The organism is Corynebacterium sp. UMB2355A (assembly GCF_033877495.1).
Taxonomy (GTDB): Bacteria; Actinomycetota; Actinomycetes; order Mycobacteriales; family Mycobacteriaceae; genus Corynebacterium; species Corynebacterium pseudogenitalium.
Map to the genome: position 1 here is coordinate 281,974 of NZ_CP138855.1, position 12,108 is coordinate 294,081.

Genomic DNA, 12,108 nt, shown 5'->3' on the forward strand with positions numbered 1-12,108 from the left:
CTAATGAGGACGCAGAGGCTCCAGGCATGCAAGCGTTTCAAAGTGATGCGTTCCTGGAAATGCATCGATGACTTTTATCTCAGTTACGTGATATCCGCATGCTCCCCAACTTGCTAAATCTCTAGCAAATGTTGCCGGATCGCACCCAATGTGAATCACTCGCTGCGGACTCGCCGCTGCAATATCATGAATCACTTTGTCTCCAGCACCAGTTCGAGGAGGGTCGAGCACAACCAGGCCCGCGGGGGGCAAGGATCGAATTCCTGTTTCTACCCGGGAGTTGACTTTGTTGACGTCGAGGCTTGCAAGTGCAGGCTGAGAATGCGCCATCGCGGACTTCGAATAGTCGACGGTTGCAACCGGACCACCACCGAGTGCCGCGGACATGGATGGAACAAAGAGCCCTACTCCGCCATAGAGGTCCCAACCGGAATTGTTCTGATAAGGCCTCCCCGCAAGGGACCACTCACGCACCAGATCTGCATATGCCGACGGTGCACTACGGTGCGCCTGCCAAAACGCAGTCGCCGGAAACTCAAACCTATCGTTTCCGACCATTTCTACGATGTTGCCGGAGCCTTCAACCGTACGGTCTATTCGTTCCACGCGCCGTCCGCGTTGGACTTTGCTCGTTTCAACGACATGCCGGTTCCCGAGAGAATCGATGACGACGACTATCTCAGACCCAGGAGTAAATCGTCGTGCCCCATCGCCAACAATCCCGTCAAACAGTTCCGGCATCGCCTGAGTACAACGCTCGGCGACGACGTCATTGGAACGTGCTTTCCTGAAACCGGCACGCCCCTGCGCATCAGTGCCGAGTCGGATACGCGTCCGCCATCCGGTCGTAGGCGCTAAAGCCTGAACCGAAATGGCGGTGAGATCAATGCCATCAAGCACACCAGATGGACGTGCCATTTTTTCAAGCTGTCCAACAAGTACCTCTGTTTTGGCGGCCCGCTGCAGAGATTCACTCATATGCGCAAAGTCGCAGCAGCCCGCACCTGCCGCAGCAGCAGGACATCCTACCTTCACTCGATCTGGTGAAGTTTGTTGTATCTCGAGCAGTTCACCGCGAGCCCACCGCTTTTTCACTTTCAGCAGTTTGACGGTCGCTGTTTCTCCAGGTAGAGCGCCTTGCACGAAGACAACTCGTCCGTCATTGGCAAGGGCAATAGCCTCACCGCCGTGAGCAAAGGCGTGGAATGTGACTTGAATGCTGTCGCCTGGTGTCAGCGATGGTTGGGCACTCATTAATTATTCTTATTCGCTTCGTTGTTTTGTGCGATGATCTGTTTCAGCGCGTCACTCAGGGCGTTCGGGTTTCCAGCCTGTGGGCTCTGCTGCTGCGACTCCTGCGCAGCCCGCTCCTGTACAGCCTGCTGCACCTGCCGAGCCAACTGCGCAGGCAGGACGACTGGCAAAGAGTTACCCGCCAAAATTGGGTCCGGACCGCGGTAAACAAAGCTGCGTGCTACGACTTCCCGCCCGAGCTCAGCAAGCTGTTCTTCCATTCCCGCCGGAGCGGCCAACGTGACACGGTACAGCCATCGAGGCGCCTCAACACCGATGATGCGGATCACACCGTTAGCGCCAGTACCAACGATTTCGGTTCCCCAGGGGCCCTCTTCAAACTCGACAGGCATGTCCTCGTTCTTCATGCCCTCGGCAATTTCTTCTGCCGATTCGGCCCACAGGCCGCCGTTACGCGGTGCAGCGAAAGCAACCGGAGTGATGCGACCGTACCTGGTAACGATGTGCACCATCTTCGGGCCGTTCTCGCCCATTTCAACCTGCACCTGCGAATCCTTTGGCAGCGGAATCTGCATTGATCCGAGGTTGAGGTTCACCTGGGAGAAGTCAGAAAAATCGAACTCCTCAATGTCGACGTTGTCGCCGTCGAACGGACCGGTAGATCCACTGATTGGATCATAATCGGCAAGAGTACCAGTGGCTGATGGAGTCTGGGATGGATCAGTATCCGCTGCAATCCCCGTGTCCTGAGACTTTGGTGCTGTGACCTCTAGATCGTCGTTGGTCTCTGCCTCCGTCTGAGCGGGGGCAGCGTCTTCCTTCTGCTGGTCTTTCTTCTTTTTACCAAATGGCCACCATGCCATGGGTGATCACCTTTCGAGTGAAGTTGTGTATTTCAAAAAAGTTTCTTCGGGTGAGAATTACTCTAGTACGGGCCCAATGTGGCCTCAGGCGAGCCCCGTTGATCCGTATCCTTGGGCACCACGCTGGGTATCGTCAAGCTCGGAAACTTCGACGAAGTCAACCAACTCGACTTTTTGCACCACTAGTTGAGCAATCCGCATTCCTCGTTCAACTGTAAACGAACATTCACGGTCGGTATTAAGAAGGCAAATCTTCAACTCCCCTCGATACTGGGCATCAATGGTGCCTGGCGTGTTCACAATAGAAATCCCGTGTTTGGCAGCGAGTCCCGAACGAGGATGAATGAGCCCGACAGTTCCCATGGGCAACGCGACAGCAATTCCGGTGCCGATGAGCGCCCGTTCGCCGGGAGCCAATGTCCGTGTTTCCGAGGAGTAAAGGTCCGCCCCGGCGTCACCTTCATGCGCTCGTTTAGGAAGCGGCATGTCTGGATCAAGACGTTTTACTGAAATTGGTTCAAGAGAGGTCACTTCATACACCTTACGGGATTCCATTGCGTGTGCATTCTTAAGATAATTTCGCCTAGTGTTATTGGGTAACGTATTCGGGAGTACATCGAATTGACGAGTTGATGAGGGTATGAATAGCAACCAAAACGCACCGGCATCCAGTGGTTCCAAAGTCTTATATACGGAGCGTCAATGGGTGCCTTGGTACTGGTGGATCATCGGTGCAGCATTAACGCTGCTCATCGGGGCACAACTTACGCTCAACCGCAATATTTGGTGGTTTATTATCCCCGTGCTCGTTATCGGAAGTTTAGTTTTTTGGTTCTTGACATGGCTTTCGAAAACTACAATTGCGGTCGAGCAAGACAGCGACGGCACTCGTTGGCTCGTCGTTGACGACGCCAACTTACCCAACACCGTTGTCAGCAGATCTATGGTTGTCCCTGCATCAGCGAAGCGAAATGCTCTCGGACGACAGTTAGACCCAGCTGCTTTCTTGGTATCGCATGGTTGGGTGAAAGAACATATTCTGCTTGTCTTGGACGATCCTCAGGACCCAACCCCCTACTGGCTAATTGCTGCGAAAGAACCGGAGAAAATCCTCGGAATGTTTTTGCCTGAGCAGCGGACCGCCTAGGGATCGCGCGACTGCGTTGCTCGCTACTACTCGCAGTCGAGACAAATCTTCTGGCCGTCTTCGGTTTCGTAAGCCAGCCGATTCTTTTTCTGAACCAAATAGCAAGACGCACAAGTGAATTCGTTATCTTGGCGAGGCTTTACCTCAACGTTCAGTTCCTCACCAGACAGATCTTGAAGTGGCGGTTCAAACGGTTCAACGATTTCACCGTCATCATCCATGCTGCTGCCCGCAACCTCCGCAGCCTTCAAGCCCTCGAGGGAGTCAGTCTCAAGCTCGTCTTCTGCGCGCTTACGCGGTGCATCGTAATCGGTCGCCATGGTGGTGGTGCCTCCAGGAGTAGTCAAGTTCAGCAATGCCTAGGCCCGTTGAGGAGATACGCTTCCTATAGATGAGCCTCAGCCTTTTTATTGGTTTGGAGCCGAATAATAAAGCACACAAAGCTATATGTCATATTACAAGGTCAGCAGGCCAATACCCACGGGTTCCCTACACATCAAAGGCTTTATAGCTAATTAAAGTACAGCGACGTCAACCCGCTCGTTCTAGGTACCGCGCTCCTAAATATTTTCCTACATGCGCAATGAGCACACCTTTTGTATGCTCAATGTTATGACTACAACAAGTGGAATTGATGGTGCCCAAGAGCACTATGGTATGGGCGTCGATGTCGGCGGTTCTGGAATCAAGGGCGCCATCGTCAACCTCAAAACCGGAGAATTCGTCGGCGACAGGATCAAGATCGCAACTCCTCAGCCAGCTACACCTGAAGCTGTTGCATCAACAGTCGCAGAGATTGTCCGTCTCCACGAATGGGACGGCCCTGTGGGAGTAACGCTGCCGTCGGTGATTCAGCATCAGATCGCAAAGAGCGCAGCTAACATCGACCCGTCGTGGATCGACACCGATGTGCATGAGCTCTTTGAGCAGCATCTCCCTGAGCGCTCTGTCACTGTATTAAACGACGCCGACGCCGCGGGGCTTGCTGAAGTTGCCTTTGGCAATGAACGAGCCCGAAACGGTTCTGTCATATTCCTCACGTTTGGCACTGGTATTGGTTCAGCGTTCCTGGTTAATGGGCACCTCTTCCCTAACACAGAAATTGGCCATTTAATCGTCAATAGGAAGGAAGCAGAGCACGTTGCCTCCTCAGCTGTAAAGCAGAGGGAAGACCTGAGCTTCAAGAAGTGGGCGAAGCGAGTTGATAAGGTGCTGCACGAATACGCGCGACTGTTTAATCCAGAGTGTTTCGTCGTCGGTGGTGGCATCTCGCGGAAATCTGACAAATGGGTCCCTCTATTGACTGTCGACACTCCTGTCGTCGTGGCCACTCTTCGCAACCGAGCAGGCATTGTTGGAGCAGCGATGGCGGCCAATGAGCACCTCGCACCGTAACTAGCGAGACTCGGCGTCTAACACAAAGCAGCTTGACAATGCTGTTAAGATAGGCGTTCTGAAAAATCAGCACAGTTTGCGTACGCTAGGAAGGCAGACCGGCGTTTGCTGGTCTGCTTTCACCAGAGTGACTTTCTTTCCATCCATTGTTGGAGGAAGTCTCGGTGTCCGCAAAAGCATCAATCAGTTCACAAAGGCGAAAGGGCGTACGTGGTAGCCAGCGAAGCTTCAGGCAAAAACTCCGTCAACGATGCGGCAGAGAGCACTTCCGGCGGCGTAACCGACGGCACAACGACCGCCAAGAAAGCCACCAAAAAAGCAGCCAAGAAAACCGCCAAAAAGGCTGCCAAAAAGACCGCCAAGAAGACTGCGAAGAAAACAGCACGCAAAACCGCGAAAAAGGCGTCAAAGGTAGCTAAGAAAGCGAAGAAGACAGTAAAGAAAACCGCCGCAAAGAAGGCTGCTTCACCCGCAACTGATGAGGTCACCAGCGACGACTCCGCGCTGGAAGAAACGGACGAATCGCTCGACGATTCTGACCAGGAGCAGGACTTCGACCCGCTGACGGCTGAAGAAGATGACGAAGAATTTGACGAGCATCTTGGTGATGACGACGAGGAAAAAGAAGACGAGGAAGACGACGGATTCTTCTGTCTGGGATATCGAGGAATCTGCTGCACTTCGCCAAGCCCGCAAGGACGCTCAGCTCACCGCATCTGCGGACTCTGTCCGTGCGTATTTGAAGCAAATAGGTAAGGTTGCTCTGCTCGATGCTGAGCAGGAGGTTTCTCTCGCGAAGCGCATTGAAGCTGGTCTCTACGCGCAACACCGACTCGACGAGATGGCCCGTGCAGCTGAGGAGGGAGACAAGGAAGCACGCCTTACCCCTGCGGTTAAGCGCGACTTCCGCGCCGTCGCCCGAGACGGTCGCAAGGCGAAGAACCATCTGCTCGAAGCTAACCTTCGACTCGTGGTTTCGCTGGCAAAGCGCTACACCGGTCGCGGTATGGCCTTCTTGGACCTCATCCAGGAGGGCAACCTCGGTCTCATCCGTGCAGTTGAAAAGTTCGACTATTCCAAGGGCTACAAGTTTTCCACCTATGCAACGTGGTGGATCCGCCAGGCAATTACACGTGCCATGGCAGACCAGGCTCGAACCATTCGCATCCCGGTGCACATGGTCGAGGTCATCAACAAGCTTGGCCGTATCCAGCGTGAGCTTCTACAAGATCTTGGACGCGAACCTACACCGCTTGAACTCGCAAAAGAGATGGACATCACCGAAGAGAAGGTGTTGGAGATCCAGCAGTACGCCCGTGAGCCGATCTCATTGGATCAGACGATCGGCGATGAAGGCGACAGCCAACTCGGTGATTTCATCGAAGACTCCGAAGCCGTTGTGGCAGTCGACGCTGTTTCCTTTACGCTTCTTCAGGACCAACTTCAGGATGTCCTCCACACACTTTCCGAGCGTGAGGCCGGCGTCGTGCGGCTCCGCTTCGGCTTGACCGATGGCATGCCTCGCACGCTAGATGAAATCGGCCAGGTGTACGGTGTGACACGCGAACGCATCCGGCAGATCGAGTCCAAGACGATGTCGAAGCTTCGCCACCCGTCGCGTTCACAGGTGCTGCGCGATTACCTCGATTAAATGCGTTTCTACGTAGTAAGCAATAACCGGTAGGAGGTCCACTCTCCTACCGGTTTCGTGTATTACCAATCTCGTAAGTACGCAATACGCGCCCGCAGCTGTTCCGCATTGCACAGCGCGGTCGGCGGACCACCACACGCTTTACGCGCTTCCGTATGGATCGCACCATGCGGGCGACCCGTCTTTCCAGCGACGATTGAAACGCGAGCGTTGAGTTCCTTTCTCAACTGGGGAATCTCATCAGCCGCCACTGATGCCTCCTCGCTGCTACCCGGCGCGGAGGTTTGCTTGGACGGCTGAGTGGGAGCCAAGTGCTCTCCTAGTACTTCAGCACGCTCGCGTGCTTGGCGCTCGGCAGCCTTTCGCGCTTTTTCTTCTGCTTCTCGGGCATCTAGTTGGTCGCTTTGGCGTTTGCGGAGCAGAGTCTTGACCTGTTCTTCGTCAAGCAGCCCTGGAAGGCCTAGGAAGTCTTGTTCCTCTGCGGATCCTGCGACGGTGGGTGTGCCGTAGGTGGAGCCGTCGAAAATTAAAGAGTCTAGCTCGGCTGATGCGCCGATGGCTTCGTACGAAGGGTTGTCGTCTGGTTCGTTTTGAACTTGGTTTGCTTGGGCTAGTAGTTCGTCGGACCACCCTGATTCTCGGTGTGGTTTGCCCAAAACGTGGTCGCGTGACACCTCCATTTCTTCCGCGAGGCGGAGCAGAACCGGGACCGACGGGAGAAAAACGGAGGCGGATTCGCCTGGCATGCGTGAGCGTACGAATCGTCCGATTGCCTGCGCGAAAAACAGTGGTGTCGATGCTGATGTTGCATATACTCCGACAGCGAGGCGAGGAACGTCGACTCCCTCAGAGACCATTCTGACTGCGACCATCCATTCGTCGGTGGACGCGGAGAATTCGTCGATGCGGTCGGATGCCCCGGCTTCGTCTGAGAGCACGACCGTAACGGGCGTGCTCGAAATGCTGGAGAGGATCTTGGCGTAGGCGCGTGCTGTCGTCTTGTTCGTAGCGATGACGAGGCCTCCGGCATCCGGCATATTCGTACGAAGTTTTTTCAGCCTTGTATGTGCCGCCTGGAGGACTGCCTTGATCCAGTCCCCTTTCGGATCTAGGGCAGTTTTCCAGGCACGCGCGGTCTGCTCGGCATTCAGTGGCTCACCAAGCCTTGCGGAATACTCTTCCCCGGCGGAGTCTTTCCACTGTGCCTCGCCGGAATATGCCAGGAATACAACTGGGCGGACGACGCCATCGGCCAAGGCGTGGGAGTACCCATAGGTGTAGTCCGCTTGTGAAACGAGGTGCCCATCGCCGTCTTCGACGTATCGGACGAACGGAATCTGGGAATCATCAGAGCGAAACGGCGTACCTGTCAACGCTAAGCGGTGTTCGACATCGTTGTAAGCCTCGTAGACTCCATCCCCCCAACTTTTGGCGTCACCAGCATGGTGAATCTCATCAAGAATCACCAAACTGCGCTTCGCAGTGGCCACCGCATGATGCTTGAACGGGTGCATACCGATTTGCGCATACGTCACGACAATGCCGTCATAGGCAGGGTTTACCGCAGATGAGTTTGTGAAGTTTGGGTCTAGCGAAAGGCCGAACCTCGCTGCTGATTGGGACCACTGGTGTTTTAGGTGTTCTGTTGGTACGACGACGATGATGCGCTGCACTGCCTTCGATGCGTGCAGTTTGCTGGCTAGTGTCAGTGCAAACGTCGTCTTACCCGCACCAGGAGTTGCTACAGCGAGAAAGTCTCGAGGTTTGGTGCGCATAAACGAATCGAGGGCCTCTTGCTGCCATGCGCGCAGCTGAGGCCCGGCCGACGTACCTGGAGCCGTCACTTCCGACGCAACCCCTTATAGATGCGTTCGCAGTCAGGACATACTGGCGACCCAGGCTTCGCCTGCTTCTTCACCGGAAATGTCTTGCCACAGAGTGCGACTACGACTTTTCCAGAAATCGCAGAATCGAAAATCTGATCCTTCTTCACATAGTGGAAAAACTTGGGGGTTCCATCATCATTTGTTGACGATGTGTCTTCCCGAAGGTCTGTGCGCTCAAGAGTCTTCGTCGTCGTATTCACGACTCCCATCATGCCCCACTTTGGCAAAGTTTTTAAGCCGAGGCGCTAACCTGTGTATTTATGAACGAGAGAGAGGACGAGGCACAAGAGCACGTCTCGATTGATGCGGAAGTCGAAGTCCACGACGATAAGCATTTCCTTTTTCGTCATTTCCGCTCAAAACGACACCGTGCACTCATTACGGATGCGAAGCAGACGCCGGAGCAAAACCTGCAGAGCCGAGAGGCTCAATACCTTTGGTTGCAGGCGCTTCGAATCCCATTCATTTTGCTTTCGATCGCATCTGCGTGGTGGCTCGGAAACTGGTGGATTGCGACGTTGCTCTTTATTGTTTCCGTACCGCTCCCCTGGGTCGCAGTGATGTTGGGCAACGCGAAAGGAGAGTCGCGTGATCCGCGTGAAAAGAATGTCTACAAGCCTGCGCTGAGTCGTGCCTATGCCGCGTTGGAGGAGCAGTCGAGGCAACAACTATCCTCGAACCAGGCTTCAACAGATACGACGCCGACCGTTATCGATCACGAATCCCACTCGGAGTAGCAGCATGACAGATTTATCATCTACAGCATTTGGATTACACCCTGGACTTGCGCGGGAGCTCGGTGAACGATTGCGCGCGCTCCCCTACACCACATCTTCGATTGGAAGTTATCTTGGGCCAAATGCATACCAGGCTCTCTACCGGGGCGAGGTGGGAGCCGTCCTGCGTCGCTGCCATTCAGAAGACGTTATCGGATCGGCCATATCCACTTTGTTGTTGCGGCGCCCGACTTCCCAAAACGAGCTCGAGGCGTTATTTGGCTCGTCCCTTGCTGAGAAACTCATCAGCGCAGGTGTCTTTCACCAGACCAAAGAGCAACGCTACGAGGTTGCTTACGACATCCGGCCTCATTTGTTGTCTCAACAGCATCACCTCATAGTTGCAGATCTCGACGCCTCTACGTCTGCAATCGTTCCCGGCAAAGATCACGTACTTGGAGTCGGAGCGGCGTCGAAATCCCTGTTGCACGCGATCCCGCAGTCACCGACTGGAACGGTTTTGGACCTTGGAACCGGTTCAGGGGTGCTGTCGGTAGCACAATCTGGCCTTGCCGATCAGATCGTCGGTACTGACATTCATCATCGAGCGATCGAGTTGGCTCAGGCCACGCTCGAGATGAATGGCATCACTAGCGTTCAGCTCCGCGAAGGATCTTGGTTTGAGCCTGTCGCGGGCGAGCAGTTTGACAGGATCGTTGCCAACCCGCCGTTTGTAGTCGGCATTCCGGAGGTGGGGCATGTTTACCGCGACTCCGGCATGCCACTGGATGAAGCAAGTCGCCTCGTGGCAGAGCACGCACCTGAATATCTCGCAGAAGGTGGGATGCTGTGCATGCTGGGCTCATGGGCCCATATTGATGGTGAGGCGTGGCAGTCGCGAGTTGCGAGTTGGGTCCCTTCGCAAGGAGTCAGCGCATGGGTGCTTCAACGAGAAGTGGTTGACCCCGAGACCTACGTCGCCACGTGGCTGAAAGATGAATCAGTCGACCTCAGGACTGAAAGCGGCATAGCCCGCACACAACAGTGGCTCGATTACTTCCAAGCCGCGGGTGTTCACGCTATTGGTTTCGGTTGGATTTTCATGCAACACATCGGCGACCAGCCCTCCGAGATTACTGCGGAAGAATTAACACACCCGTTCACGGACCCGCTTGGGCCTGAGGTCGAAGAATACTATCTACGGCAGGCGTGGCTACGGCAAAAATCCGTCCAGGAACTCTTAGATAGTTCGTTCCTGGTCCGGCCCACAGTCGCGATCGAAGACATCGCTGTGCCAAATACTGAAGAGGGGCTGGGTTTCACGCGCGAAGAGCTGCGCATTACTCGAATGGATGGCCCACGATTCTCTCATTCATTGGATGAGGCGTTGAAAACCGTCCTTGCAGGATTGCATCCCGCCGGCTTGCCACTGCGTGACGTGGTGGGCATCCTAGCAGCATCTCGAGGTGTCGACGACCAGCAGGCCCTTGAAGAATTGGAAAACCAAACGGTTGCAGCTGTTGTGGATCTTATCCGCCACGGCATCGTGCTGCCGTCGGAAATTGCAGAGGTGGAGTAGGAATGAAGGCTGTATTGACAAGAGTTACGAGCGCGAGCGTCACCGTCGACGGTGAAGTCGTCGGAGCAATCGACTGCGAGGCGACTGGTGGAATTCTGGCCCTTGTCGGAGCAGGACGTAAGGATAGCGACGACGCTTGGGAAACGGTTGCTCGCAAAATCGCGGAACTGCGAATCCTGGAGGGCGAAAAGTCTGTAGTGGACGCACAAGCCCCTGTTTTGCTTGTGAGTCAGTTCACGTTGATGGGTCGCACGGCAAAAGGACGGAGGCCATCATGGAGTGACGCAGCCCCCGCAGATGAAGCAGCACCCATCATTGAAAAAATCGCAGCCTACCTCCGGGACCGGGGCATCACGGTCGCTGAAGGAAAGTTTGGTGCCCATATGAAGGTGCAGAGCATCAACGACGGCCCATTCACGGTGATTGTCGAGGCCTAGCACTCTTTTGATCATTGGGAACAAAAATGTGTCCAAGATCGTTGAGGGTGTAGAAGATTACCTGTTCCACTCGTCCAAGGAGGCAGTGCTCAATGACGTCGAAGAGTCAGACCTTAACAGCGGACAACGAAGAAAAAGTTGACCGCGGTAGTCGTCGCAATCAAACGAACGACAATCCATCGGCTGACCTTGTTCGCGTGTATCTCAATGGCATTGGCAAGACTGCCCTGCTCGATGCAGAAGAAGAGGTCGAACTAGCCCAGCAGATCGAAGTTGGACTCTATGCCCAGCAGCTTCTTGATGATCCAGACTGCAAGCTCACCCGAGCCCAGAAACGTGACTATAAAATTCTGGCGAAGCAAGGACGGAAAGCTCGCGCCCACCTCCTCGAGGCAAATCTTCGTCTGGTTGTGTCGTTGGCAAAGCGCTACACAGGACGCGGGATGCCACTGCTCGATCTGATCCAAGAGGGCAACCTCGGACTGATCCGCGCGATGGAGAAATTTGACTATGCCAAGGGCTTTAAATTCTCAACGTACGCGACGTGGTGGATTCGCCAGGCCATTACTCGCGGCATGGCAGACCAGTCTCGTACTATCCGTCTCCCTGTGCATCTTGTAGAACAAGTCAATAAACTCTCCCGAATTCGCCGCGAGATGTACCAGTCGTTTGGCCGCGAACCAACGAATGAGGAGTTGGCAGAGGAGTCTGGCATCGAAGAGGACAAGATTGAGCTCCTCCTGCGTCAATCCCGAGACCCCGTGAGTCTTGACATGCCGGTCGGAGCGGATGAAGAGGCCCCCCTGGGGGACTTCATTGAAGATGCAGAAGCTACAGACGCCGAAGACGCGGTGGTATCCGTGCTCCGTCACGATGACATCCAAGATGTCATCAACGGTTTGGAGCAGCGCGAGCAGGACGTCATCCGTATGCGCTATGGGCTGACCGACGGTGTTCCCCGCACATTGGACCAGATTGGGCGTAAATTCGGCTTGTCTCGTGAGCGCGTTCGCCAAATCGAACGAGAGGTCATGGCGAAGCTTCGCGTAGGTGACCGGGCAGAGCGCCTTAGGGATTACGCAATGTAACAACCGCGACGAAGCGTTCCGCAACTAATAGTTTTTTGGGTTACCATAGCAATCGTTAATAGGCGTCGATTCTTGGACTGCGTTGAATGTTG

General features: G+C 54.7%; 12 protein-coding genes and 1 pseudogene. 7 read left to right on the plus strand and 6 right to left on the minus strand.

All coding sequences use genetic code 11. The features are described 5' to 3' along the window. The 3 genes from R0V12_RS01415 to dut all read right to left on the minus strand — a co-directional run bounded on the left by R0V12_RS01415 (position 1) and on the right by dut (position 2,672). The gene (locus tag R0V12_RS01415) at positions 1-1,254 is read right to left on the minus strand and encodes a class I SAM-dependent RNA methyltransferase (RefSeq protein WP_083290926.1); all 1,254 of its coding nucleotides are present in this window, start codon (positions 1,252-1,254) and stop codon (positions 1-3) included. Beyond that, positions 1,254-2,117, minus strand: a complete 864-nt coding sequence (locus tag R0V12_RS01420; RefSeq protein ID WP_070478954.1) for a DUF3710 domain-containing protein — start codon at positions 2,115-2,117, stop codon at positions 1,254-1,256. Before R0V12_RS01420 ends, R0V12_RS01415 begins: the two co-directional genes overlap by 1 nt. Positions 2,118-2,201: 84 nt before the next feature. Beyond that, positions 2,202-2,672, minus strand: a complete 471-nt coding sequence (gene dut / locus R0V12_RS01425; protein ID WP_070362355.1) for a dUTP diphosphatase — start codon at positions 2,670-2,672, stop codon at positions 2,202-2,204. An 85-nt stretch (positions 2,673-2,757) separates the two neighbouring features. On the opposite strand from dut, the gene R0V12_RS01430 reads away from it, so the two are divergent. Then, positions 2,758-3,264 carry a DUF3093 domain-containing protein gene (locus R0V12_RS01430; protein WP_070362354.1) on the plus strand — a complete coding sequence of 169 codons (507 nt, stop codon included), beginning with the start codon at positions 2,758-2,760 and terminating at the stop codon, positions 3,262-3,264. A gap of 26 nt (positions 3,265-3,290) precedes the next feature. Here the strand turns inward: R0V12_RS01430 and R0V12_RS01435 are convergent, their stop codons facing one another. Then, positions 3,291-3,584: a DUF4193 domain-containing protein gene (locus R0V12_RS01435; protein WP_070363501.1), complete on the minus strand. Its 294-nt coding sequence runs from the start codon at positions 3,582-3,584 to the stop codon at positions 3,291-3,293. 292 nt (positions 3,585-3,876) lie between these two features. Between R0V12_RS01435 and ppgK the strand changes: the two genes are divergently transcribed. Further along, complete coding sequence (gene ppgK, locus R0V12_RS01440; protein WP_070363500.1) at positions 3,877-4,659, plus strand: polyphosphate--glucose phosphotransferase; 783 nt, start codon at positions 3,877-3,879, stop codon at positions 4,657-4,659. Between the two features lie 210 nt (positions 4,660-4,869). Further along, positions 4,870-6,310: pseudogene (locus R0V12_RS01445) on the plus strand (RNA polymerase sigma factor). A 62-nt stretch (positions 6,311-6,372) separates the two neighbouring features. Here the strand turns inward: R0V12_RS01445 and R0V12_RS01450 are convergent. Both R0V12_RS01450 and R0V12_RS01455 read right to left on the minus strand, forming a co-directional pair. Then, positions 6,373-8,085: a DEAD/DEAH box helicase gene (locus tag R0V12_RS01450; protein ID WP_070363498.1), complete on the minus strand. Its 1,713-nt coding sequence runs from the start codon at positions 8,083-8,085 to the stop codon at positions 6,373-6,375. Between the two features lie 65 nt (positions 8,086-8,150). Continuing rightward, a complete protein-coding gene (locus tag R0V12_RS01455) occupies positions 8,151-8,405 on the minus strand; it encodes a DUF3039 domain-containing protein (RefSeq protein WP_070363499.1) in 255 nt (84 codons plus the stop codon). Between the two features lie 51 nt (positions 8,406-8,456). On the opposite strand from R0V12_RS01455, the gene R0V12_RS01460 reads away from it, so the two are divergent. The 4 genes from R0V12_RS01460 to R0V12_RS01475 all read left to right on the plus strand — a co-directional run bounded on the left by R0V12_RS01460 (position 8,457) and on the right by R0V12_RS01475 (position 12,016). Beyond that, a complete protein-coding gene (locus R0V12_RS01460) occupies positions 8,457-8,933 on the plus strand; it encodes a DUF3099 domain-containing protein (protein WP_256005073.1) in 477 nt (158 codons plus the stop codon). A 4-nt stretch (positions 8,934-8,937) separates the two neighbouring features. Beyond that, positions 8,938-10,491 carry a DUF7782 domain-containing protein gene (locus R0V12_RS01465; protein ID WP_256041711.1) on the plus strand — a complete coding sequence of 518 codons (1,554 nt, stop codon included), beginning with the start codon at positions 8,938-8,940 and terminating at the stop codon, positions 10,489-10,491. 2 nt (positions 10,492-10,493) lie between these two features. After that, positions 10,494-10,928, plus strand: coding sequence for a D-aminoacyl-tRNA deacylase (gene dtd / locus R0V12_RS01470; protein WP_256005076.1), 435 nt, complete (start codon positions 10,494-10,496; stop codon positions 10,926-10,928). Between the two features lie 92 nt (positions 10,929-11,020). Further along, the gene (locus tag R0V12_RS01475) at positions 11,021-12,016 is read left to right on the plus strand and encodes a sigma-70 family RNA polymerase sigma factor (RefSeq protein ID WP_070478945.1); all 996 of its coding nucleotides are present in this window, start codon (positions 11,021-11,023) and stop codon (positions 12,014-12,016) included. Positions 12,017-12,108: the final 92 nt, after the last annotated feature.

Bases quoted from the DNA above. Each gene is read 5' to 3' on its own strand.
- R0V12_RS01415 (WP_083290926.1), bottom strand. From the start codon at position 1,254: ATGAGTGCCCAACCATCGCTGACACCAGGCGACAGCATTCAAGTCACA.
- R0V12_RS01420 (WP_070478954.1), bottom strand. From the start codon at position 2,117: ATGGCATGGTGGCCATTTGGTAAAAAGAAGAAAGACCAGCAGAAGGAA.
- dut (WP_070362355.1), bottom strand. From the start codon at position 2,672: ATGGAATCCCGTAAGGTGTATGAAGTGACCTCTCTTGAACCAATTTCA.
- R0V12_RS01430 (WP_070362354.1), top strand. From the start codon at position 2,758: ATGAATAGCAACCAAAACGCACCGGCATCCAGTGGTTCCAAAGTCTTA.
- R0V12_RS01435 (WP_070363501.1), bottom strand. From the start codon at position 3,584: ATGGCGACCGATTACGATGCACCGCGTAAGCGCGCAGAAGACGAGCTT.
- ppgK (WP_070363500.1), top strand. From the start codon at position 3,877: ATGACTACAACAAGTGGAATTGATGGTGCCCAAGAGCACTATGGTATG.
- R0V12_RS01450 (WP_070363498.1), bottom strand. From the start codon at position 8,085: ATGCGCACCAAACCTCGAGACTTTCTCGCTGTAGCAACTCCTGGTGCG.
- R0V12_RS01455 (WP_070363499.1), bottom strand. From the start codon at position 8,405: ATGGGAGTCGTGAATACGACGACGAAGACTCTTGAGCGCACAGACCTT.
- R0V12_RS01460 (WP_256005073.1), top strand. From the start codon at position 8,457: ATGAACGAGAGAGAGGACGAGGCACAAGAGCACGTCTCGATTGATGCG.
- R0V12_RS01465 (WP_256041711.1), top strand. From the start codon at position 8,938: ATGACAGATTTATCATCTACAGCATTTGGATTACACCCTGGACTTGCG.
- dtd (WP_256005076.1), top strand. From the start codon at position 10,494: ATGAAGGCTGTATTGACAAGAGTTACGAGCGCGAGCGTCACCGTCGAC.
- R0V12_RS01475 (WP_070478945.1), top strand. From the start codon at position 11,021: ATGACGTCGAAGAGTCAGACCTTAACAGCGGACAACGAAGAAAAAGTT.